Source organism: Microbacterium canaveralium, from assembly GCF_047238045.1.
Taxonomy (GTDB): Bacteria; Actinomycetota; Actinomycetes; order Actinomycetales; family Microbacteriaceae; genus Microbacterium.
In genome coordinates this window covers 2,938,733-2,959,892 of record NZ_JBDFMA010000003.1, presented here as the reverse complement: position 1 = coordinate 2,959,892, position 21,160 = coordinate 2,938,733, and the positions used below count along the sequence as shown (strand labels likewise).

The following is a 21,160-nucleotide window of genomic DNA, read 5'->3' as shown; positions in this document are numbered from 1 at the left end:
CGGTGCTGCCCGACACCGCCACCGCGCCCCCTCGCCGTACCTACAGCTATCTGGGCCCGGCAGGAACCTTCACCGAGGCCGCCCTCGCCCAGGTCCCCGAGGCACGCGACCAGATCTGGCGACCCGTGCGCAACGTCGGCGAAGCGCTCGCCGACGTCGTGGAGGGACGGTCGGATGCCGCGATGATCGCGATCGAGAATTCCGTCGACGGGGGCGTCTCGACGGCGCAGGACGCTCTGGCCACGGTGCCGGGCCTGCGGATCGTCGGCGAATACCTCGTCCCGGTGAATTTCGTGCTCGTCGGGCGCCCCGGCATGACCCTGGAGAACGTGTCCCTCGTCGCGGCTCACCCCGTCGCGTACGGTCAGTGCCTCCGGTGGCTGCGCGACCACGTCCCCGCGCACGCTCACCTCCCCGCGGCCAGCAACGTCGCCAGCGCCCTCGGAGTCCTCGACGGAACGAGCGGGGCGGATGCCGCCATCGCCGCGCCGGGCATCGTCGGGCACCACGATCTCGAGGTGCTGGCGGACGAGATCGGCGACAACCCCAACGCCGTCACGCGTTTCGTGCTCGTCAGTCGCACGGTGGCGCCCGCCCCGCCGACCGGCGCCGACAAGACGTCGCTCATCGTCGAACTCCCCGAGGATCACCCGGGTGCTCTGCTCGAGTTGCTCGAGCAGTTCGCCACCCGGGGCATCAACCTGAGTCTGCTGGCATCCCGGCCCATCGGCGATGCGCTCGGTCGCTACCGGTTCGTGATCGACGCCGACGGGCACGTGCACGACGAGCGGATGGCCGACGCTCTTCTGGGGTTGCGGCGGTTCAGCCCGAAGGTGATCTTCCTGGGCTCGTACGCCCGCGCGGATCGCGCGATCGTGCGCTACCCGCAGCGCTACTCCGACGACGTCTTCGTCGAGGCGCGCGACTGGCTGCGCGGCCTGCTCAGCGGCGAACCCGAGTCCTGACCCCGGACCGCACTGCCGCCCGCCCCTCAGGCTCCCGCCCGCCGGGTGCCCCGCCCGCCCGGGTGCCCCGCCCGCCCGGTGCCCCGCCCGCCTGGTGCCCCCCCATCCCGCGAGACTTCATCGTGCTGACATCTCCCTTGCAGGCTGCAGCGCAGATGTCGGCGCGATGAAGTCTCGGCGAGAAACGCGGGCGCGCGAGAACGCGGGCGCGCGAGAACGCGGGCGCGCGGGAACGCGGGCGCCGAGGACCGGAGGGTCAGGCCGCGACGGCGGCCGGAGCCGCGACGAGCTCGAGCGTCTGCGCGCGACCGCCGGCGGAGTCCAGCGGCTCGCCGTCGTAGGCTCCGGCGACCGGAGAGAGCATGATCTCGTCCACGTCGTACTGAGCCGCGAACGCCGCGAGCTGGGCGCGCACGTCGTCTCCGGTGCCGACGAACCACTTCTGACGGCTGGATGCCATGATCGACTCGGCCATCGCGTCGAACGGGTCGGCCTTGGCCTGCTCGACCGTCTCGAGGGGCACGAGCGGACGGTTCGTCCGCAGTCGCGCCATCATCCGCAGCTGCGGCAGTGCGCGATCCTCGGCCTCTTCGGCGGTGGGAGCGGCGACGACGTTGGCCGTCACGAACGTGCGGGGCCCGTCGCCCGACTCGTTCGGCTGGAACTGATCGCGGTACAGGCGCAGCGCGTGTTCGAGACCCTCGCCGGCGAAGTGGTTGGCGAAGACGTACGGGAGTCCGAAACTGGCGGCGAGCTGCGCGGAGTAGTCGCTCGAGCCCAACAGCCACACCTGAGGCATCCCGGATGCCAGGGGTGTCGCCTTCACCTGGTACTCGGTGCCCGAGGTGAACCGCACCGTCGCGCCGTCGGCGGAGGTGAGCGCGAGGATGTCCGTCACGTGGTCGGGGAAGCGCGACACGTCGCTCGTCGTGCCGGATCGGTGCAGGAGCTGCGTGATGACGGGGTCGCTCCCCGGGGCTCGCCCGATGCCGAGATCGATGCGGCCCGGGGCGAGGGCCTCGAGCGCCGCGAACTGCTCGGCGACGATGAGCGGCGAGTGGTTCGGCAGCATGACTCCGCCCGAACCGACGCGGATGCGCGCGGTGCGCGCGGCGGCGGCGGCGATGAGAACCGGCGGCGCCGTGGAGGCGACGGCGGGCATGTTGTGGTGCTCGGCGAACCAGTAGCGGCGGTAGCCGAGCCGGTCGGCGCGTTCGACGAGGTCGAGGGAGGCGGCGACCGCCTGCGCACTGCTCTGCCCGGTGCGCACGGGGACGAGGTCGAGAACGGAGAGGGAGGGGATCGCATCGTTCACGTCAACCGCAACCCGTCGGGCGGCGGCAGTATTCCGCATCCGGTGGGGATCGCAACCCCCTCAGCGACGGCGGCGGTTCGACCTACCGTCGCTCGCATGGATGGGGGCCACACCATGGTTCGGACGCAGATGGCGGTCAACGACGCCGTCTTCGCGTTGGCGCAGGGGCAGGACATCGAGGCGTTGAAGAGGAGGATCGAGAGCGCCGTGGAGCGTGGCGGCCGGTTCGAATCCTTCGTCGTCGTGGGCAATCGCGAGGTGAGCGTGCTGTTCTCGCCCCAGACGTCCGTGGCGTTCTCGACCGAAACCGTCGAGTTCGATGAACGGGACGGCGGCGATCCCGGTGTCCCGTTCGGAGGCTTCTTCGACGAATGACGCGGCGAGTGGGGACGCTCAGGGTTCTCTCAGCAGCAAACGCGTGACGAACGGGTCACCCGCAGCGTCTTCCCTATGACTTCGCGGAACACAGGGTTCCGCAGATCACGGAAGGAAGCGCAATGGCTGAGAACACCGCCACCACCACCCCCGCCTCGATCACGAAGGACGGCGGCTCGACCGTCATCGTGGATGCCGTCGTGGCCAAGGTCGCCGGCATCGCCGCGGCCGAGGTCCCCGGCGTGCACGCTCTCGGGGGCGGCGCCGCCCGCGTCATCGGCAACCTCCGCCAGGCCGTGGGCGCCAAGGACTACGCGCAGGGCGTGAGCGTCGAGGTCGGCGAGACCGAGGTCGCCGCGGACATCGCCATCCAGGTCGACTACCCCGAGCAGCTGCAGCGTGTGGCCTCCAACGTCCGCGCCGCGGTGCACCAGGCCATCACCGAACTCGTCGGCATGAAGGTCGCCGAGATCAACGTCACGGTCGTCGACGTCTTCATCCCGGGCGACGACGACGAGGACGAGGTCGTCGAGACCCGCGTCGGCTGACGTTCCTCGTGACGAAGGGCGCCACCTCCGGGTGGCGCCCTTCTCGCGTTCGCGGCCTCACCCGCCGTGACGCACGCGGTCGTACGCGTCGAGCGCCCGCTGACGCGTTTCCTTCAGGTCGACCATCGGCTCGGGTGCGCCCCGGTCGAGGTGTTCCGGTGCCCACCGGCGGACGTACTCGTCGTGCGGGTCGAACTTCTCCCGCTGCGTCTCGGGGTTGAACACGCGGAAGTACGGCGCGGCATCCGCCCCCGATCCCGCGACCCACTGCCAATTGAACGGGTTGCTCGCGGCATCCGCGTCGACCAGGCAGTCCCAGAACCACTGTTCACCGTGACGCCAGTCGATGAGCAGGTTCTTGGTGAGGAAGGATGCCGTGACCATGCGCACGCGGTTGTGCATGACCCCGGTGTGCCAGAGCTGCTTCATCCCGGCATCCACGACCGCGATCCCCGTCTCGCCGCGCTGCCACGTCTCGAGGTGTCCGCGGTTCAGTCTCGGCCACGGGAACGCGTCGTATTGCTCGCGCCAGTTCTTCGTCGCGAGGTCGGGGGAGTGGAACAACACGTGCCACGCGAACTCGCGCCAGATGATCTCGGACAGGAACCCTGTCGCCGACTCGGCGTGCTTGCCGGATCCGCGATGCTCCAGCGTCGCGTGCCACACCTGGTAGGGGCTGATTTCACCCCAGCGCAGGCGCGGCGACAGGTTCGAGGTCGCGCCGCCCGCGAAGGCATCCCGCGAGAAGGCGTAGTCGCCGAGGTCGTCGTCGAGGAACTCCCGCAGCCGTGCGAGAGCCGCCGGCTCGCCCGGTTCCCACGTTTCGCGCAGGCCCCCGGCCCAGTCGGGCTTCGTCGGGAGCAGCCCCCACGCGTCGAGGTCGTCGGATTCGGGTGCCTGCGACGGCCCCGCGATCATGCGAGCCTCGGGGAGGGGCGCCCGCGGTGCGGGCATCTTCTCCACTGCGCGGCGGAACGGCGTGTAGACGCCGTACGGAGTGTCCGAGCCGGTGCGCACGGTCCACGGCTCGAAGAGCAGGTTCGCCGCGAACGACGCCACCGTCACGTCGTCGTCCCGCAGCCGTTGTTTGATGCCCGCGTCGATGTCGCGCTCCGGGCCGCCGTACCGCCGGTTCCAGAACACCGCGCCGGCACCGGTCTCCTCGACCACCGCGGGCACGACGTCGGCGGCGCGTCCTCGCCGCAGCACCAGCGTCGAGCCGCGTTCCTCGAGGCGCTCGGCGAGGGATGCCAACGAGTGGTGCAACCACCAGCGCGCCGCCCCGCCGATCTCGCGGACGCCGTCGGATTCCACGTCGAGTACGTACAGCCCGATGACCGGTTCGTCGCGGTCGAGCGCCGCGCGCAGAGCCGGATGGTCGGTCAGCCGCAGGTCGTCGCGGAACCACACGAGAGACGGAGAAGCCATGCAGCGACGCTATCCAGCCGGGTTTCTGCGGCGCCGGGCTTGACAGCCCTGCGCCGCGTCGCCCGCCGTCGCGTCGCCCGCCGCCGCGGGGTCGCCGAAATCCCACGTTCGGGCCGAGCGCCCACGTTCGGGACGCCCCGATCGTGTGCGTTCGACCGGATCGTGTGCTTTCGACGTCCGAACCACGGGCGGGCTGACGCGGTTACAGCCCGGACGTGTCGTGGCCGGCGGGGAGGTTGACCTGCAGGCCGCCCTCGATGACCCGCGTGTAGATGCGGGTCGCCTCGCCGAACTCGTCGCCGTCGAGCTCGATCGGCTGCGCCGGTGCGGTCGCCAGCTCGATGCCGCTTCCCCGCAGGTACCGCACCGAGGAGTCGCGACGCCGTTCGAGCACGCGGCGGCCGGCGCGGAAGCGGCGCAGCACGGAGTTGTCCCACCAGATCTTGCGCCACACGCCGAGCCAGCCGAACACGCCGCTGGGCTGGATGACGGCGACGTCGAGCACGCCGTCGGCGATCGAGGCATCCGGGATCAGTGCCACCCCGCCGGGCAGTGCGCCGCAGTTGGCGAACAGCACGCTCTGCACCTTTGCGGAGTGCAGGCGGTGTCCGTGTCCGTCGAGCTGGTACATGACGCGGAACGGCTTGGCGTTCACGAGCGACCGGGCGGCACCGTCGACGTACGCCACCCATCCCACCGACTTCTTCAGCTGGGGACGGGTGTTCTGGATCATCGCGGCATCCAGGCCCATCCCCGCCATGACGACGAAGCCGTGCTCTTCGACGGTCCCGTCGGCGCGGCGGATCCGGGCGATGCCGGTGTCGGTGGGGTGCACCTTGCCGTCGAAGGTCGCGCGGATCATCGCGTCGGCGTCGTCGAGCGGCAGGTTGAGGTTGCGGGCGAGGAGGTTGCCGGTGCCGCTGGGGACGATCGTCAGCGGGATGCCGGTGGAGGTCAGCGCCTCGGCCACGGCGCGGACGGTGCCGTCGCCGCCGGCGACGAGCACGGCATCCACCTCTTCTTCAATGGCGGCGCGGGTCGCGAGGTCGCCGAGGTCGTCGACGGTGGTCTCGTAGAACAGAGGCTCGGCCCATCCCGCCTCGGCGGACAGCTCGCTCACGCGCGGACGCAGCACCTCGGGGTCGACCTTCGTCGGGTTGTAGACGAGCGCCGCACGCTTCTTGTCGGTGGGCTCGGCATCCATCGGGGCGTCGTCGCCGTCGGGCGAGACACGCACCGCCTCGCCGGACGTGCCGTCGGAGGTGTCGGAGTCGACGTCGCCCGGCTCGTGGATGACATCGTCGGGCTCGGCTGCATCCTTGGGGTCGGGCTCGTCGACCGCGACGGTGTCGGGCTCGTCCTCCTGCCGCAGGGTCGCCTCGTGGAAATCCTCGGGCGAGCCTTCCGACGCCGCCCGGTCCTGCTCGGCCTCGGGGGAGACGGGGGCGTCCGCGTCGTCGCGCGGTTCTTGGGGGTCGGCCATGGCATCCACCCTAGGACCCGGAACGTCGCCGATCTCCGTCGATCCGCGGGGTTGACCGGCGCCGTCCCGAGCGCCATGGCGCGGATGTCGCCCCGAGGCCGACCGTAGGATGGACGCGTGATCGACCTGACTCTGCTGCGTGAAGATCCCGAACTGGTGAAGCGGTCCCAGATCGCGCGCGGGGAGTCGCCCGACTCCGTCGACGCGGCGATCGCCGCCGACCGCGATCGCCGCGCCGCGATCACGACGTTCGAAGAACTGCGGGCCGCGCAGAACGCGCACGGCAAGAGGGTCGCGCAGGCGCCGAAGGACGAGAAGCCCGCGCTCGTGGCCGAGGCCAAGGAGCTCAGCGAGCTGGTCAAGTCCGCTCAGCACGCGGTGACCGTCGCCGAGGAGGCCGCCGAGGAAGCCCTGTCGCGGATCGAGAACATCGTCCTCGAGGGCGTGCCCGCGGGCGGCGAAGAGGACTTCGTGACCCTCCGCACGCACGGCGAGGTCCCGACGTTCGACTTCGAGCCGCTCGACCACCTCGCCATCGGCGAGAAGCTCGGTGCCATCGACATGGAGCGCGGCACCAAGGTTTCGGGCAGCCGGTTCTACTTCCTCACCGGCATTGGCGCGCGGCTCGAGCTCGCGCTCATGACCCTGGCGCTCGACCGGGCGCTGCAGGCCGGGTTCACGCCCATGATCCCGCCGACGCTCGTGCGCCCCGAGGTCATGCGCGGCACCGGCTTCCTCGGCCAGCACGCGGACGAGGTGTACCACCTCGACAAGGAAGACCTGTATCTCGTCGGCACCAGCGAAGTGCCCCTCGCCGGGTATCACATGGACGAGATCCTCGACCTCGAGCGCGGCGCCAAGCGCTACGCCGGATGGTCCACGTGCTACCGCAGCGAGGCCGGGTCGTACGGCAAAGACACTCGCGGCATCATCCGCGTGCACCAGTTCAACAAGCTCGAGATGTTCGTCTACACCGACCCGGCGGATGCCGAGGCCGAGCACGACCGCCTCGTCGCGATGCAGGAGGGCATGCTGCAGGACCTCGGGCTCGCGTACCGCGTGATCGACGTCGCCGCCGGAGACCTCGGGTCGAGTGCCGCGCGCAAGTTCGACATCGAGGCCTGGGTTCCCACGCAGGACGCCTACCGCGAGCTCACGAGCACCTCGAACTGCACCACCTACCAGGCGCGGCGCCTCGACACGCGGTTCCGCCCCGCCGACGGCGGCAAGACGCAGCCGGTCGCCACCCTCAACGGCACGCTCGCGACCACCCGCTGGATCGTCGCGCTGCTCGAGACGCACCAGCGCGCCGACGGATCGGTGACGGTGCCGGAAGTACTGCGCCCCTACCTCGGCGGCCTCGAAGTGATGGAGCCCATCGCGTGACCGACGAGGCCGCCCTGCCCCGCGTCGGTGACGTCGACGCGGAGACGCAGCACGAGGCGGCCGCGGTCGTCGACGACATCGCCCGTACGGCCCCAGTTGGACGCATGCTTATCGCGCTCGACATCGACGGCACCGTCCTCCTCGAGGACGAGTCGCTCAGCCCCGGAGTCGTGGATGCCGTGCGCCACGCGCAAGACCAGGGACACGAGGTCATGCTCGCCACCGGTCGCAGCTGGGACAGCACCCACACGGTCATGGGGCGCCTCGGCATCCACCCCGAATACGCGGTGTGCTCGAACGGGGCCATCGTGATGCGCCGGATCGGCGGGCCGGATGCCACCGGATACGAGCGCGCGCACGTCGAGACGTTCGACCCGACCGAGGTTCTGACGCTGCTCGGCGAGCACCTCGGCGACGCCCACTTCCTCGTCGAGCTGCCCGACGGGCAGCGCCTCTTCACGGACTATCTCGACGACTGGAACCTGCAGGGCGCGAACCGCGTGAGCTTCGCGGAACTGTCGCATCAGCCCGTCTGCCGCGTCGTCGTCGTCGCCCCCGAGAAGACCGACAAGGACTTCCTCGAGCTGGTGAAGCGCATCGGTCTCAGCCAGGTGTCGTACGCGATCGGCTGGACGGCGTGGCTCGACATCGCGCCGCAGGGCGTGAACAAGTCCACCGCCCTCGAACTGGTGCGTGACTGGCTCGGCATCCCGCCCGAGAACGTCCTCGTCATGGGCGACGGCCGCAACGACATCGAGATGATGCAGTGGGCCGTGTCGCACGGAGGCCGCGCGATCGCGATGCGACAGGGGCCACCCGAGGTGCACGAGGCGGCCGGTGAGGTGGGCCTGTCGGTGTCCGAGGGCGGCGTCGCGGCGGTGCTCCGCGACCTCTAGACCCCGCTCCACGCTTCGCGCACCGTCGTCCTCAGCGTTCTCGCGTCGGTGGGATCGAGCCCGCGACGACCGCGCGCGGACGCCGCGCGGGCGGCCTCGCGGAACTCGTGGGCGTGGCGGGGCGCGGCTGCCGCCAGCGAGGCGAGGCATTTCTGGAGGCGCACGTGCACCTCGATGTTGCCGGCGCCGTCGCGGGCGATCGGGCGGAACGCATCGTCGATCAGTTCGCCCAGGGTCGTGGGGGTGACGAACACGCGCGAGTAGTGGACCTCGTCGTCGGGGTCTGCCGTCAGTGCGGGGGTGAAGACCCGCTGCAGCGCGGCCATCACTTCGATGGCCGTCCCCGGGTCGTTCGTGGCGGGGGAGAGTGCCCGACTCCCGATCTCCGTGAGCGCGATGACCCCGAACCGCGGATCCTGTTCGAACGACCGATGGGACTCGACTCGGAAGGCGCCGCGTACCTGCGAGATCACGCGATCGTCCACGGCGCCCTCGATCCGGACGAGCGGCGTCCGGGCGTCGGCGACGCGGCCGGGCGCGGCCACCACGTAGACCCGGAGGTCGTGGGCGTCCGCGATCCGGTTCAGCGCGGACACGTTGAGATGCGTGACGTATCCGACACCGTCGCTGTGGATCGGTCGAGCCCCGGGCGGAATGGACGTCAGCCGGCGTGCGCCGAGGAGCGGGGCCGCGCCGTAGGCGGTGAGAGCGTCGGTCGCTGCCTTCTCGAGGCGGTCGATGACGTCTGCCATGCGCCCGAACGTCGACAGGTGCGAGATCCACCGCAGGAGGGTGAAGACGACGATGCCGATCACGATGAGCGTGCCGATGAACAGGATCGTCCGCCCCTGCTCGGTGTAGTACCCGGTGGAGAGCGCGACGATGCCGACGAGCGAATAGGTGAAGGCGCCGACGAACGTCGACACCGCGTTCTGCGAGGTCGGATCGGCGATGAGCAGGGGAGTGGAACGTGGGGTCGCCGTCGTCGTCGCCGATGAGAACGCGGTGACCATCGCCGTGACCGAGAACGTGCTGACGGTCAGCATCGCCGTCGCGATGATCTGCAGCAGAGACCCAACGGCGTTCTGCCCGAGATCGATCGTGACGTCGAACGGGAGGAGCGGGCCGAGGAAACCGGCGATGAGGGCGATCGCGATGCCGATGAACGTGAAGAGCGCGGCTCGCACCCACACCTGCCTCCCGAGGCGGAGGAAGAAGGATGCCAGCGACCCGCGGTTCGTCGTCATCCCCTGACGTTAGCCACCGCCCGCAGCGGAGGTGACGGGGTTGCCCCGCCCGGTTCTCAGCCGATCGCGGAGAGCAGGATGTTGTTCGACCCCTCGGGACTGCGGAAGAGCGGGGCGCAGTTCGCGTCGATCGTGACGGCGGTGTCGTTCGCGCCCGGGGTGTGACGCAGCTCCAGGGGACCGAGGTCGCCCTCGGGGAGCTGCACCGTGTACGAGACCGTTCGTGTCTGCCCCTCGGCGAGGAGCAGAGTCCTGCTCTCGGCGGAATTCCCGTGGTCCACCCCCGAGCGATCGTGGAACGTCGAGTCCCACCGGTCGCCCTCTTCGGGGTCGACGGACACGATCTCCGCGCCGGGCGGGGCGAAGAACAACACGTCGAGCATCATCGTTCGGAGCGGGATCTCACGTTCGATGTTGCGCAGGCCCAGGGTGTAGCCGCTCGTGATGGCATCCGTGATGCTGTTGTGCAGCTCCATCGAGACGGTGATCGTCCGATCGTCGGCGCTGCAGCTCGCGTGCTGGGAGTACGTGAGGTGATACTCCAGCTTCCCGATGGAGTAGTCGTTGAAGTAGATGCCGAGCTGGGTGGCATCCTGGTTGTCCGTCGGGAGCGTGCCGTCCAGGCCGTACTCATGGGACAGGTTCTGAAGGCCCGCGTCGTCGAACCACGCGAAGATGCGGCCCTCGTCGGCGCTGCGGACGATCTGCGTCCACATCGTGCCGATGTCCCACTGGCGCCCGGTGAGCTTGCTGAACATGCTCGCGCTGATCTCGCTGAAGTACCGGTCCATGGCCGCGTTGTCGATGCCAAAACGCTCGTACGGCTCGCTCATGAGCTTCGCTCCCGCGTTCTGGGAGTCGACGGTCTCGCCGGAGGCGAGCGTGATCGGACCGGTCGCTTCGAGAAGATGCGCGAGCACGACGGGATCGATGGAGAACGCCCCGTCGAACTTCGGCTTGTCCGTCCACGCCCGCGTGGCCTGGAAGAGCTCGACCGCGGTCGGGAAGTTCGGCGTCATGGTGAAGTTCGACGACCAGTTCGTCAGCTCCGGCGGGTACAGAGCCCTCGTCTGCCAGGGCAGGGGGATGAGCGAACCGTTCTCGGTGTCGAAGCCGACGGAGGGGAGCAGCGAATACATCAGGTCGGTGCCCGTGTCGAGGCTGAGCATGTCGACGTTGCCGTCGTCGACCTTCAGCACCAGCCATTGGGCGACGCCGCCGCCGGTCGCCCGGATCTCGGCGGGTGTCTGGATCATGAGCTGATACAGCATGGGGCGCTCGGCGCCCGCCGCGCGCAGGAGCTCGGGCAGGTGCGCGTTGACCGTCAGCAGGACGGGGGTGGCTTGATCGATGGCGCGCACGAGCTGATCGACGGGGGCGGAGATCTGCGGGAGCACACCGGTGCGATCCATGCTCGTCGCGATCCGGGATGCCTCGTCGAACGACGTCAGCACCGTCGGGATCACCGTCCCGGCGTGCAGGAACGGTGCGAGGTTGATCCCCGACCCGCCGCCGGAACCGTCGCTCGCCGCGGACATCGTCGTGATGAGCGGGGGGAGCACCTGGGAGGTGACCGTCTGAGCGATCTCGGTGACACCGCGGACGGCCAGCACGTTCGTCCGGGCCGCCGGGATGTCCGCCGCGAAATCCCACAGGGGGCCTTGGGCGGTATCGTACGCCCGCTGCGCGCGAGCGACGATGTCTTCGCCGGACCGTTGGATGCCGGCGGCATCCCCGCTCGCGGCCGCCTGGATCAGCACCTTCGACTGGTCCATCGCGCCCTCGAGGTCGTCCTGTACCTGGATCACCTGCCAGGCGAAGGCTCCGGCGGCGATGAGCGCGGCGAACACGATCACCGTGAGCGGTCCGCCCACGGCCGCCAGGGCGAGGCCGGTGTTCCGGCGCCACTTCTGCGCCGCGGCGTCCGGTGCGGCGTGGCGCGCGACCGGGCGCCGCACCGTCAGATCGGTCGCGCGGTGCGCGGTCGACGCGCGTCGCCGCGCGCGGCTGTCGGCGCGAGAGCCCGGCACTGTCCCCACGGTCACGCCCAGATCGTAACTGCGCGAGGTGACTCGTTCCTCACGGCACCGTGAACGGGCGAGATGGTGACCGCGGGGGCCGGGGGTGCGGCCGGGGTTCTGGCGCGGGTGCTCCGCCGCCGGGGTTCTGGCGCGGGTGCTCCGGCGCGGGTGCGGCTTCGGTGGGGCGGCTCGGGGGTGCGGCGGGCGGCGAGCGCACACCATCGGGTCGAGCGCTCACGATCGGGTCGACCGCATCGTGTGCGCTCGGCCGGGACGTGTGCTTTCGCGGTGCGCGGCCGCGCGGCTGGGTAGACTCGCACGATCGGGAGGGTTGTCCGAGCGGCCGATGGACCTGGTCTTGAAAACCAGTGGGCAGAGATGTCCCGTGGGTTCGAATCCCACACCCTCCGCTGAATGTGCGTTATTCGAACCCCGCCCGGATGCCGGCCCGGGCGGGGTCACGTCGGGAGCGACGCCCCCGGGCGGATCTCCTGCAGCGCCCAGGAGTTGGCATCCGGGTCCGCGAAGAACGCGTAGCGCACACCGCCACCCATGTCGTGGATGCCGGAGACGTCGAGTCCCCGCGAGACGAGGGTCGCTCGGGTGAGTTCCAGGTCGTCGACCACGAGGTGGATGTTGCTCACCGGCGCGGAACCTCCCATTCCGGTGCCGAACGCGATAGAGCAGGCCGATCCCGGCGGGGTGAGCTGCACCACGCGCATGCCGTTGCCGGGGGAGACGTCGTGGTCCAGGTCGAAGCCGACGACGTCGCGATAGAAGGCGATGCTGCGGTCGACGTCCGCGACGACGAGGGGGATGAGTTCGAGGCGCATGCGCATGTGCTCAGGCTAGGTAACGAGCATGCATATGGCCCGGCGCCGACCGGTTCGGTCTCCGCTTCGCTTGCTCGCCGATCTGATCGCCCTGCTGCACCTTTCGTGAAGGGGAGGCGGGCGTCTATTGCGGGGACATGCCACGTCGCTTCGTTGCCTGTACAGATTCCCCGGTCGTGTCGGGACCCTTCGGTAGGGTCCTGAAGACCGGTGAGAACGGGGGCTGGTTAGACGTGCAGGATGGACAACTCGATGCGGGAGCACCACGCCGCCGATCGTCCATGGCGGTTCGCTCGGTCCTCGCCGTCGTCATCGGACTATTCGCGATCGCGCTGAACGCGACGCCCGCGCTGGCATCCCCCCACGACAGTCGCGACGACGTCGTGCCTTCGACCGGCGCGTATTTCGGATCCATCCTGCAGTGGGGCAGCGACAGCGTCGCCGACCAGGCCGATCGGCTGGGGGCGCCGAGCGCCCTCTACCAGCGCGAGGTGCCCTACCCGCTGACGGGTGATGAGAAGGGCTACCTCGCGGGGTTCTTCCAGCAGACCGCGGCGGCCGGGTCGATCGCGGTCGTGGTGGTGAATCCGACGGTGCGGCTCGAGGACATCGGGCGCGCGCAGGCGGAGGACTTCGTGGCCGCGCTGAAGGAGATCGCGCGGCCCGCGGGTGCGCCGCTCTACGTGAGCTTCGCCCCCGATATGAACACGACGTGGCGGCCCTGGGGGCAGCGACCGGATGCCTACCGCGCGGCGTTCCAGACCTTCGCTGACGTCGTGCACGCCGAGCTACCTGCGGCTGCGATGCTCTGGTCACCGTTCTGGGGCGGGGATTACCCCTACGCGGCCCCGGCGCCGCTGACGTCCGCGCAGTCGGGAGCCGACACCGACGGCGACGGAATGCTGACGCGAGCGGACGACCCGTACGCGCCCTATTACCCGGGCGATGGAGCGGTGGATGCCGTCGGACTGTCGCTGTACTTCGACGAGACGGGCGGTGTGGAGGCGCGCAACGTCGTGCCGGGGTCCGACGACTTCGTCTCGCGTCTGCGCGGCACCGACGGGTCGGGAGCGCCGGACTTCGCCGCGATATACCCGTCGGCGCAGCGTCCGCTCGTGATCCAAACCGCCGCGTTCTACAGCGGAAGTGCTCCCGGCCCGAGCGAGCTCGAGGTCAAATCGGCGTGGTGGCGCCAGATCGAGGCCGCCGTCGACGCGCAGCAGGTCCCGTACCTCGGCGCGGTCATCTGGCAGGAGACCGCGACGACCCGCGGAGTCGTGGGCGAGACCGTCATCGACTGGTCGGTGACGTTGACGTCGGATACCGTGCGCTCGGCCTTCGTGAACGACCTGCGTGCATCTGACCTCGTTCTCGGTCCGGTTCGCGATGCCACCGGCTCGGCGGCGGACACGACCCGCGCGGACGGAATCTGGGGATGGATCGTCGTCGCCGCCGTCTTCGCCGTGGCCGCGCTGCTCGTGCTGTTCGCGGCGCGCTCCTCGGCATCCGTCCGCCGCCTGGTCTACAGCGGACCGCCGTCGCGGGACGCGAGGATCGACCTGCTCCGGGGTCTTGCCATCGTCTTCGTGGTCGTGAATCACCTCGGTCTGGTGAGCTACCTGCAGATCGGGACGCAGGAGTTCATCGGCGTGGTCTCGGGCGCCGAGCTCTTCGTGCTTCTCTCCGGTGTCGTCCTCGGCCTGGTCTACCGGCCGAAGCTCGTTTCGGGCGGCATCGGCGAGGTCGTGATCCGCACTGCCGGTCGGTCGTGGAAGCTGTACCGCACAGCGCTCGTCGTCGTGGTCCTCGTGTACTTCTTGGCTCTTCTGCCGTTCCTGAACGGTCAGTCCGTGACGACGTTCACCGATCAGGGCACGGGAGCCGCCGGGCCGGGGGCCACAGGGCGCGTGTACGACCTGTACGCGGGGGCGGATCGCATCCTGCAGTACCCGGTCGACCCGGGCGTGGTGCTCGACTTCCTCCTCCTGAGGATGGGGCCGTGGCAGTTCAACGTCATGGGCCTGTACGTGGTGCTGCTGCTCATCTCGCCGCTCATCCTGTGGGCGCTCGGGCGCCGTTGGTGGCCGTGGGTCGTGGGCGCGAGCGTCGCCCTCTACGTCATCGGGTACACGACGCGCTTCCGTCTGCTGCCCTCGCAGTTCGAGGACTCGTTCCCGTTGCTGATCTGGCAGCTGCTGTTCGTCCTCGGCATGGTCGGAGGTTTCTACCGCCGCGAGATCATCGCGTGGTTCTCGACGCGGCTCGGCCGCGTGGTGCTTGTCGCGATCATCGCCGTGGCGGTGGCGTTGATGTTGTTCTCGTGGAACAACCCGTACGCGCCGGCGCCGGGCGACCCCCGCCTCGGTCTCCTCTCCGACAACACGTTCCGGGGTATCTACGCCGCATTGTTCGAGCGCACGCACCTCGCTCCCGGGCGTCTGCTGAACGTCCTCGTCCTCGTCGTCGCGCTGTACGCGCTGGTGTCGGCGTACTGGAGGCCCATCGCGGCCGCGACCGGCGCCTTCCTGGTCCCGCTCGGGCAGTCCACTCTGTACGTCTTCGTGATGCATGTGTTCTTCGCGCTGATCGTCGCGAGCATCCCGGCGCTGAACCAGGGGAACCTGCTGCTCGGCACGCTGGCGAACATCCTCGTGCTGGCGGCGCTGTGGGTCATGGTGCGGACGCGTTTCCTTTTCGGGGTGGTGCCGCGATGAGTTCGGCGGAGAGGATCGATGACGTGACCGACGACACCCGGATCAGCGAGGGGCGCCTGCTCCTGATGCGCGTCGTCGTCGTCCTCACCCTCCTCCTGGGTGTGAACTACGTCGCGTGGCGGTGGTTGTTCTCGCTGAACTGGGATGCCTGGTGGATCGCGGTTCCGCTGATCGTGGCCGAAACGTACAGCCTGATCGACGTGTGCCTGTTCGGGATGATGATGTGGAAGGCGCGGGGTCGCGAGGCGCCGCCGGCCCCCGCTGCGGGTCTCACGGTCGACGTCTTCATCGCCACGTACAACGAACCCGTCGACCTCGTCATGACGACCGCGTTGGCGGCGCAGCGCATCCGCTACCCGCATTCCACGTGGATTCTCGACGATGGCAGTCGCTCCGAGATGCGGGAGCGTGCCGAGGCCGCGGGCATCGGGTACATCTCGCGCGGAGCGGAGTGGGACGACCGCCCGCGCCACGCGAAGGCCGGCAATATCAACAACGCGCTGCAGGCCACGGACGGTGAGTTCATCCTCATCCTGGATGCCGACATGATCCCGCGGCCCGAGATTCTGCACCACACGCTCGGGTACTTCGACGATCCGCTCGTCGCGCTCGTCCAGACGCCGCAGGTCTTCAGCAACGTCGCCACGGGTGACCCCCTCGGTAGCCAAGCGCCGCTGTTCTACGGGCCGATCCAGCGGGGCAAGGACGGCTGGAACGCGGCCTTCTTCTGCGGCTCGAACGCGATCCTGCGCCGCGAAGCGCTCATGCAGCTCGGGATCGTCGGCTACGTGCGCGAACTCGACCGGTCGATCGCGGGCGCTCTGCGCGCCGCCGCCCGCGTCATCGACAAGGCGCGCTCGAACCCGGCCGCGTCCGACCCGGCCGTCGCCGCCGCGCTCGACGACGTGACCGCGGCGGTGAAGGAGGCGCGCGAACAGCTCCGCGCGCATGCGCCGCTGGGCGAGGTCACCTACCGCCTGCATCGCCGGGTGGATGCCGCGACCCAGTCGATCGTGGCATCCGATGTCGCGGGCATCGAAGCCGATCTGCGCGAGCTCGCCGCCCTTGCCGGACCGTCCGGGGCGGGGGCGACTCCCGAGGAGCAGGCGTTCGACGTGGAACAGGCGGTCGCCGCGCTCGCGACGCGCGAACTCTCCCCGTTGAACGCCCTCGAGGCGGTGCAGGCCGTGCTCCGCACGATCGGCGTCGACCGCGCCGGCGAGGCGCAGCCGGTCATGCCGCTGGCGACCATCTCGGTGACCGAGGACATGGCGACCTCGATGCGCATGCACGGGATGGGGTGGAAGAGCGTCTACCACCACGAACTGCTCGCCGACGGCCTCGCGCCCGAGGATCTCGGCACCATGCTCACCCAGCGCCTGCGCTGGGCGCAGGGCACCATGCAAGTGCTCCTGCGTGAGAACCCTCTCGTGCAGTGGGGGATGTCGTTGCCGCAGCGCCTGATGTACTTCGCGACGATGTGGAGCTATTTGTCGGGCTACGCCGCCGTCGTGTACTTCGCCGCGCCGATCATCTTCCTGGTGCTCGGCATCCTCCCCGTCCACGCCTACGCGGTCGAGTTCTTCGCTCGGTTCATCCCGTTCATGATCGTGAACCAGTTGCTGTTCGTGATCGCGGCCCGCGGGGCGCCCACCTGGCGCGGCCAGCAGTACAGCCTCGCCCTGTTCCCGGTGTGGATCAAAGCGTGCACGACGGCGTTCAACAACGTTGTCCTGCGCATTCCCCTGGGTTTCGCCGTCACGCCGAAGACCCGCCCCAGCAACAACGGCCCCCAGTGGCACCTGATCAGGACGCAGCTGGTCGTGATGGTGCTGCTGGTCCTGGCCATCATCGCCGGATGCGTGCGACTGTTCGTCAACGGTGCTGAGCCGATCGGCACCGCGGTCAACATCGCCTGGGCGATCTATGACCTGGTCGTGCTGAGTGTGCTGTTCCAGGCGGCCACGTTCAAGGGATACGACCCGGTCGCCGAGGCCGAACGCCTGGCGGAGCACGCCCGCCGGGTGACCCGGAAGGAGATGAGATGACCACCGTCGTCCCCCCGTTCGATGACGCCGCCCGGCAGCGCGCGATCGAGAGCCTCGGCATTCTCGATTCGCCGCGTGATGAGCGCATCGACCGTGTCACGCGCATCGCCCAGGAGATGTTCGGCGTCCCGATGGTGAGCGTCACCCTTCTGGACCGCGACCGCCAGTGGCGTAAGTCCGAGATCGGTCTGGGCGGCCGGGAGGCACCGCGTGAGGACGCCTTCTGCGACTTCACGGTCCGCGAGGGGCGCACCGTCGTCATCCCTGACGCGAGCGAGGACGAGCGTTGGGCGGGCAACCCCTTCGTCGAGGGCGATCCGCATCTGCGTTTCTACGCCGGACATCCCCTCGAAGCCGGGGGCGGGGAACGCATCGGCACGCTGTGCCTGCTCGACACGCAGCCTCGCGTGCTCGACGAGCGCGAGGAAGACCTGCTCCGCGAGCTCGCCGGGTGGGTGCAGTCCGAGATCCTGCGCCAGAACGAGCTGGATGACGCCGTCGCCTTGCAGGGCACGCTGCGCCCGCGGAGCGCACCAGAGCTCCCCGGGTACGAGGTCGCCGCCGTCACCGTCGCCGCCGGGCAGATCTCGGGCGACCTGTACGACTGGTACCCCGTGGATGGCGGCGTGCGGTTCACCCTCGCGGACGTCATGGGCAAGGGCCTCGGGGCGGCGCTCCTGGCCGCCGGGCTCCGCGCGTCGCTCCGCACGCTTCCCGACCGTGATCTGCTCGAGGCCGTGCGCGAAGCGGACCGTCTCCTCGACGCCGACGTCTCCGACCTCGGAACGTTCGCCACGGCTTTTCATGCCGAATTGGATGCCAGTACCGGTCGGCTCCGTTTCGTCGACGCCGGGCACAGCCTGGGCTACATCCTCCGCGCCGACGACACGTGGGAGCACCTCGTGTCGACGGGGATGCCGCTGGGCATGGGCTTCGCCGACGTGCGGACCGCCGCACACACCGAGATCCGTCCCGGCGACATCTTCATGGTGTGCAGCGACGGTCTGCTGGACGTGCTCGACATGGCGGATCCTCTCGGGCATGTCCGGCGCGTGCTGCGGGAGCGTGGCGTCCAGGGCGCCCTCGACGAGGCCGCCCGCCTCGCGCGCGGTGCCACGGCCACCGACGACGTGACCGTGATGGTGGTGGCGCGCACCGACGACGCGCCCCAGGAAGGAACGGAATGAACATCGAACGCCGCGACCTCGGCGACTTCGTGGTGCTCGCGCTCGACGGCAGGCTCACGGCCGCCGTCGCTCCGCAGGTCCGCACCGCGGTGGCCGACCTCGTCGACGACGGCCGACCGCGGGTCGCGGTCGATCTCACGAAGGTGGATTTCATCGACTCGTCCGGTCTCGGTGCGCTCATCGGGGCGCTGAAGGCCACGCGGGTGGCCGGCGGCGACCTTCGCATCGCGGCCGCGGGCGAACAGGTGCGGCAGGTGCTTCGCCTGACGAACCTCGACCGCGTCCTCCACGTCTACCCCGACGCCGAAAGCGCGTTCGACGGTGTCTGAGGTCACCGTGTCGCGAGAGGGCCTCGCGACACTCGACTTCGTCGAGGGGCTCCACGAGGCGCTGGAGGAGCTCGGCGCGCAGGCAGCGCACATCTCCGAGCTCGACCTGAGCTTGTTCTCTCTCGCGGTCATCGAGATCGCGACGAACATCGCCGTGCACGGTCCGCGCGGCGACGAGGACGTTTCCCTCTCCGTCGAGCTCTCGGCGGGCGAGGAGCTGCGCGCGACGCTGCGCGACAGCGCGGCCCCGGTGACCTTCGACCCAAGGGCGCAGACGATGGTCGACGCACTCGCCGAATCCGGTCGCGGACTCGCCATCGCGGCGGCCGTCTGCGACGAGCTCTCGGTCGAGCGTCGCGGGGGGAACGTGTGGCGGCTGGTGCGCCGACCGGCGGCCTGATCCATCGGCCGAGCACCGTTTCAGCGAGTGGTGCGGGATGACCGACCCTCATCCGCCGTCGGGCGCGCATCCGCCCCGAGGACCTCGTCCACGACGCGGCGGCAGTAGTCTTCGGCGGCAACAGGATCCGCGACCGGCGAGGGTGCGAGCGAGAGCAACGTCCCCGCGAGCATGGCGCCCGTGATCGACAGCACGATGATGTCCGGGTCACGGTCGCGGCTCAGCTCGCCCCGGTCGATGGCCGCGGCCACGAGCGCACGGTTCTGCGAGTGGATGAAGCTGCGGAACCGCTCGAAGTACCTCTCGAACATCCCCCCGCCGGAGCCGCGCTCTGAACTCACGCGGAGGACGAACGACCCCTCCTCCGAGTGCGCCAAGCGTAGGGTCGCCAGGGCGATGTCGATCAGCTGCGCGCGGATGTCGCCCGTGGATGTCTCCGTGGGGACGAGAGCGTGCGAGCGGAGGACGTCGTCGAGGAGCTCGTCCGTGGACTCCCACCGGCGGTAGAGCGCCGGCTTGCCGACGCCGGACTCACGCGCGACGGCCTCGAAGGTGAATCCCGGCAGCCCCCCGGCGAGGTAGACCCGCTGCGCCGCCAGGAGCACCTTGGCCCGGATCTGAGGATCGCGAGGCCGACCCTTGGGGCGAGTATCCGTGTCGGTCACGACCGCACCGCCTTCCCGGCATCCACGATACCGATCGGCTCTTGCGTCCCGCGCCCGACGGTTCTAACGTTATTTTCGTACGCATACCGTACGAAAAAGACGAAGGAGTCGCGATGTCCACACCGACCATCTCCGGTGACCGCAAGATCCCCGTGATCACGCAAGAACTGATCGACGGCGATGCCCCCCGCTGGCGACGCTTCGGCGAGGTCGTTCCGACCGGCGGTTCGACCCGACCGGACGGCACGCCCGACTACGGGCTCTTCGGTCCCGGGTCCGTGACGTGGGAGCTTCTCCTGCACCCCGCCACGATCGTGTTCGAGACCGCCGCGCAGGGGTCCATCCAGTTCCTGTACAAGCCGGTCGTGGCGGGCATCCGCGATGCCGACCCCATCAGCCGGAAGGCGCGCGCCGGCCGGTTCACGATGTTCGATTTCTTCGAGCGTCTGCAGCGCAACTCCGGCATGCACGCGCCGATGTGGCTCGGCGACACCACCACCGCACAGAACATGGCCACGCACCTGCACCGCATCCATGGCCACGTGCAGGGGCCTGTGATCGACCCCGACGACCCGTCTCTCGGCGGATACGCTGCCGCCGAACCGCGGGATGCCATGTGGGCGGCTATCACCGAGATGCAGTGCATCCTGAGCGTCTACGAGAACCTGGCGTGGCACGGCGACGAGCCGCCGCGGCCGCTCACCGCCGCCCAGCGCGACCAGTACGTCCTCGAGATGGGGTCGTACCTGCGGCTCGTCGGGGCGGAGGAGTCGGAGATCCCTACCACCTGGGCGGAGCTCCAGGCGCTCTACGAGAAGTACTGGCCCCTCTTCGGGCACTCCGACAGCGTGTTCCGCGACCTCGAGACCGGCGTCGACATGCTGGAGCAGTATCACCAGGTCGGCAAGCAGAACTGGCACCCCAGTCACGCGCTCGCGGTCGAGGCGCTCGAGGACGTCTATCAGCGGTGGACCGAGCTGATGGATGCCATCCTCCCGGCGAACCTGCAAGCCTCCGCCGGGCGCTCCCCGGAGACCATCGCCGCGGCGGGCGACATCATCCGGGCCCGCGAGGCGGACGTCCGTGAGTTCCAGAACCCGGAGAACGAGGCGCGTGTCATGCGTCTTCTCTGGGGGCCGGACGGCGTCGAACTCATCCGCAAAGCACGGCGTCTGCACGAAGAAGCACGCACGCGCGCGGCCTAAGCGCCCGGAGAGCCGAGCTCGCTCGCGGGTGGCATCCGTACGGAGGGGTGGACACGTCCCTCCGTACGAAGCCCCGTGAGCGAGTGGACGCGACGTGAACAATTGCTGTCCACTT

At 69.6% G+C, this 21,160-nt stretch carries 18 protein-coding genes and 1 tRNA gene; 12 read left to right on the top strand and 7 right to left on the bottom strand.

The window, feature by feature from the left end:
• The first annotated feature begins 2 nt into the window (after window positions 1–2).
• Window positions 3–965, top strand: a complete 963-nt coding sequence (pheA, locus tag ABC271_RS15130; protein ID WP_412925661.1) for a prephenate dehydratase — start codon at window positions 3–5, stop codon at window positions 963–965.
• A 256-nt stretch (window positions 966–1,221) separates the two neighbouring features.
• On the opposite strand, the gene ABC271_RS15125 is transcribed toward pheA, so the two are convergent.
• Entirely contained in the window at window positions 1,222–2,280 is a 1,059-nt protein-coding gene (locus ABC271_RS15125) for an LLM class flavin-dependent oxidoreductase (protein WP_412925660.1), read from the bottom strand.
• 96 nt (window positions 2,281–2,376) lie between these two features.
• Here ABC271_RS15125 and ABC271_RS15120 point away from each other — a divergent pair, with 96 nt between their 5' ends.
• Together ABC271_RS15120 and ABC271_RS15115 are read left to right on the top strand one after the other, a co-directional pair.
• Window positions 2,377–2,655 carry a hypothetical protein gene (locus ABC271_RS15120; protein ID WP_412925659.1) on the top strand — a complete coding sequence of 93 codons (279 nt, stop codon included), beginning with the start codon at window positions 2,377–2,379 and terminating at the stop codon, window positions 2,653–2,655.
• Window positions 2,656–2,777: 122 nt separating this feature from the next.
• On the top strand, window positions 2,778–3,203 hold the full coding sequence (locus ABC271_RS15115; RefSeq protein WP_412925658.1) for an Asp23/Gls24 family envelope stress response protein: 426 nt from the start codon (window positions 2,778–2,780) through the stop codon (window positions 3,201–3,203).
• Window positions 3,204–3,260: 57 nt separating this feature from the next.
• Here the strand turns inward: ABC271_RS15115 and ABC271_RS15110 are convergent, their stop codons facing one another.
• Both ABC271_RS15110 and ABC271_RS15105 read right to left on the bottom strand, forming a co-directional pair.
• On the bottom strand, window positions 3,261–4,631 hold the full coding sequence (locus ABC271_RS15110) for a cryptochrome/photolyase family protein (protein ID WP_412925657.1): 1,371 nt from the start codon (window positions 4,629–4,631) through the stop codon (window positions 3,261–3,263).
• A gap of 202 nt (window positions 4,632–4,833) precedes the next feature.
• The gene (locus tag ABC271_RS15105) at window positions 4,834–6,114 is read right to left on the bottom strand and encodes a diacylglycerol/lipid kinase family protein (RefSeq protein WP_412925656.1); all 1,281 of its coding nucleotides are present in this window, start codon (window positions 6,112–6,114) and stop codon (window positions 4,834–4,836) included.
• Window positions 6,115–6,231: 117 nt separating this feature from the next.
• Here ABC271_RS15105 and serS point away from each other — a divergent pair, with 117 nt between their 5' ends.
• Window positions 6,232–7,500: a serine--tRNA ligase gene (serS, locus tag ABC271_RS15100; protein ID WP_412925655.1), complete on the top strand. Its 1,269-nt coding sequence runs from the start codon at window positions 6,232–6,234 to the stop codon at window positions 7,498–7,500.
• On the top strand, window positions 7,497–8,396 hold the full coding sequence (locus ABC271_RS15095) for an HAD family hydrolase (RefSeq protein ID WP_412925654.1): 900 nt from the start codon (window positions 7,497–7,499) through the stop codon (window positions 8,394–8,396). The genes serS and ABC271_RS15095 overlap by 4 nt, the downstream gene beginning before the upstream one ends.
• Here ABC271_RS15095 and ABC271_RS15090 read toward each other — a convergent pair.
• On the bottom strand, window positions 8,393–9,643 hold the full coding sequence (locus ABC271_RS15090; protein WP_412925653.1) for a DUF2254 domain-containing protein: 1,251 nt from the start codon (window positions 9,641–9,643) through the stop codon (window positions 8,393–8,395). The two genes, ABC271_RS15095 and ABC271_RS15090, sit on opposite strands and share 4 nt — an antisense overlap.
• 56 nt (window positions 9,644–9,699) lie before the next feature.
• Complete coding sequence (locus ABC271_RS15085) at window positions 9,700–11,688, bottom strand: DUF4012 domain-containing protein (RefSeq protein WP_412925652.1); 1,989 nt, start codon at window positions 11,686–11,688, stop codon at window positions 9,700–9,702.
• Window positions 11,689–11,989: 301 nt separating this feature from the next.
• Between ABC271_RS15085 and ABC271_RS15080 the strand changes: the two genes are divergently transcribed.
• A tRNA-Ser gene (locus ABC271_RS15080) sits at window positions 11,990–12,074 on the top strand.
• A 48-nt stretch (window positions 12,075–12,122) separates the two neighbouring features.
• Here the strand turns inward: ABC271_RS15080 and ABC271_RS15075 are convergent.
• The gene (locus ABC271_RS15075; protein WP_412925651.1) at window positions 12,123–12,503 is read right to left on the bottom strand and encodes a VOC family protein; all 381 of its coding nucleotides are present in this window, start codon (window positions 12,501–12,503) and stop codon (window positions 12,123–12,125) included.
• Window positions 12,504–12,778: 275 nt separating this feature from the next.
• Here ABC271_RS15075 and ABC271_RS15070 point away from each other — a divergent pair, with 275 nt between their 5' ends.
• The 5 genes from ABC271_RS15070 (at window position 12,779) to ABC271_RS15050 (ending at window position 19,175) form a co-directional block, all read left to right on the top strand.
• Window positions 12,779–15,211: an OpgC family protein gene (locus ABC271_RS15070; RefSeq protein ID WP_412925650.1), complete on the top strand. Its 2,433-nt coding sequence runs from the start codon at window positions 12,779–12,781 to the stop codon at window positions 15,209–15,211.
• Window positions 15,212–15,276: 65 nt separating this feature from the next.
• Window positions 15,277–17,259: a glycosyltransferase gene (locus ABC271_RS15065; protein WP_412926177.1), complete on the top strand. Its 1,983-nt coding sequence runs from the start codon at window positions 15,277–15,279 to the stop codon at window positions 17,257–17,259.
• Entirely contained in the window at window positions 17,256–18,446 is a 1,191-nt protein-coding gene (locus tag ABC271_RS15060) for a PP2C family protein-serine/threonine phosphatase (protein WP_412925649.1), read from the top strand. Before ABC271_RS15065 ends, ABC271_RS15060 begins: the two co-directional genes overlap by 4 nt.
• Window positions 18,443–18,775: an STAS domain-containing protein gene (locus ABC271_RS15055; protein ID WP_412925648.1), complete on the top strand. Its 333-nt coding sequence runs from the start codon at window positions 18,443–18,445 to the stop codon at window positions 18,773–18,775. Before ABC271_RS15060 ends, ABC271_RS15055 begins: the two co-directional genes overlap by 4 nt.
• Window positions 18,768–19,175 carry an ATP-binding protein gene (locus tag ABC271_RS15050; RefSeq protein ID WP_412925647.1) on the top strand — a complete coding sequence of 136 codons (408 nt, stop codon included), beginning with the start codon at window positions 18,768–18,770 and terminating at the stop codon, window positions 19,173–19,175. Before ABC271_RS15055 ends, ABC271_RS15050 begins: the two co-directional genes overlap by 8 nt.
• A gap of 20 nt (window positions 19,176–19,195) precedes the next feature.
• On the opposite strand, the gene ABC271_RS15045 is transcribed toward ABC271_RS15050, so the two are convergent.
• Entirely contained in the window at window positions 19,196–19,840 is a 645-nt protein-coding gene (locus ABC271_RS15045; protein ID WP_412925646.1) for a TetR/AcrR family transcriptional regulator, read from the bottom strand.
• 113 nt (window positions 19,841–19,953) lie between these two features.
• Here ABC271_RS15045 and ABC271_RS15040 point away from each other — a divergent pair, with 113 nt between their 5' ends.
• Window positions 19,954–21,045, top strand: coding sequence for an oxygenase MpaB family protein (locus tag ABC271_RS15040; protein ID WP_412925645.1), 1,092 nt, complete (start codon window positions 19,954–19,956; stop codon window positions 21,043–21,045).
• The last annotated feature ends 115 nt before the right edge of the window (window positions 21,046–21,160 follow it).

What these genes read in the sequence shown, in the direction of transcription:
- ABC271_RS15120 (WP_412925659.1), top strand. Translation starts at nt 2,377, where the DNA reads ATGGATGGGGGCCACACCATGGTTCGGACGCAGATGGCGGTCAACGAC.
- ABC271_RS15115 (WP_412925658.1), top strand. Translation starts at nt 2,778, where the DNA reads ATGGCTGAGAACACCGCCACCACCACCCCCGCCTCGATCACGAAGGAC.
- ABC271_RS15110 (WP_412925657.1), bottom strand. Translation starts at nt 4,631, where the DNA reads ATGGCTTCTCCGTCTCTCGTGTGGTTCCGCGACGACCTGCGGCTGACC.
- ABC271_RS15105 (WP_412925656.1), bottom strand. Translation starts at nt 6,114, where the DNA reads ATGGCCGACCCCCAAGAACCGCGCGACGACGCGGACGCCCCCGTCTCC.
- ABC271_RS15090 (WP_412925653.1), bottom strand. Translation starts at nt 9,643, where the DNA reads ATGACGACGAACCGCGGGTCGCTGGCATCCTTCTTCCTCCGCCTCGGG.
- ABC271_RS15075 (WP_412925651.1), bottom strand. Translation starts at nt 12,503, where the DNA reads ATGCGCATGCGCCTCGAACTCATCCCCCTCGTCGTCGCGGACGTCGAC.
- ABC271_RS15070 (WP_412925650.1), top strand. Translation starts at nt 12,779, where the DNA reads ATGGCGGTTCGCTCGGTCCTCGCCGTCGTCATCGGACTATTCGCGATC.
- ABC271_RS15065 (WP_412926177.1), top strand. Translation starts at nt 15,277, where the DNA reads ATGCGCGTCGTCGTCGTCCTCACCCTCCTCCTGGGTGTGAACTACGTC.
- ABC271_RS15060 (WP_412925649.1), top strand. Translation starts at nt 17,256, where the DNA reads ATGACCACCGTCGTCCCCCCGTTCGATGACGCCGCCCGGCAGCGCGCG.
- ABC271_RS15055 (WP_412925648.1), top strand. Translation starts at nt 18,443, where the DNA reads ATGAACATCGAACGCCGCGACCTCGGCGACTTCGTGGTGCTCGCGCTC.
- ABC271_RS15040 (WP_412925645.1), top strand. Translation starts at nt 19,954, where the DNA reads ATGTCCACACCGACCATCTCCGGTGACCGCAAGATCCCCGTGATCACG.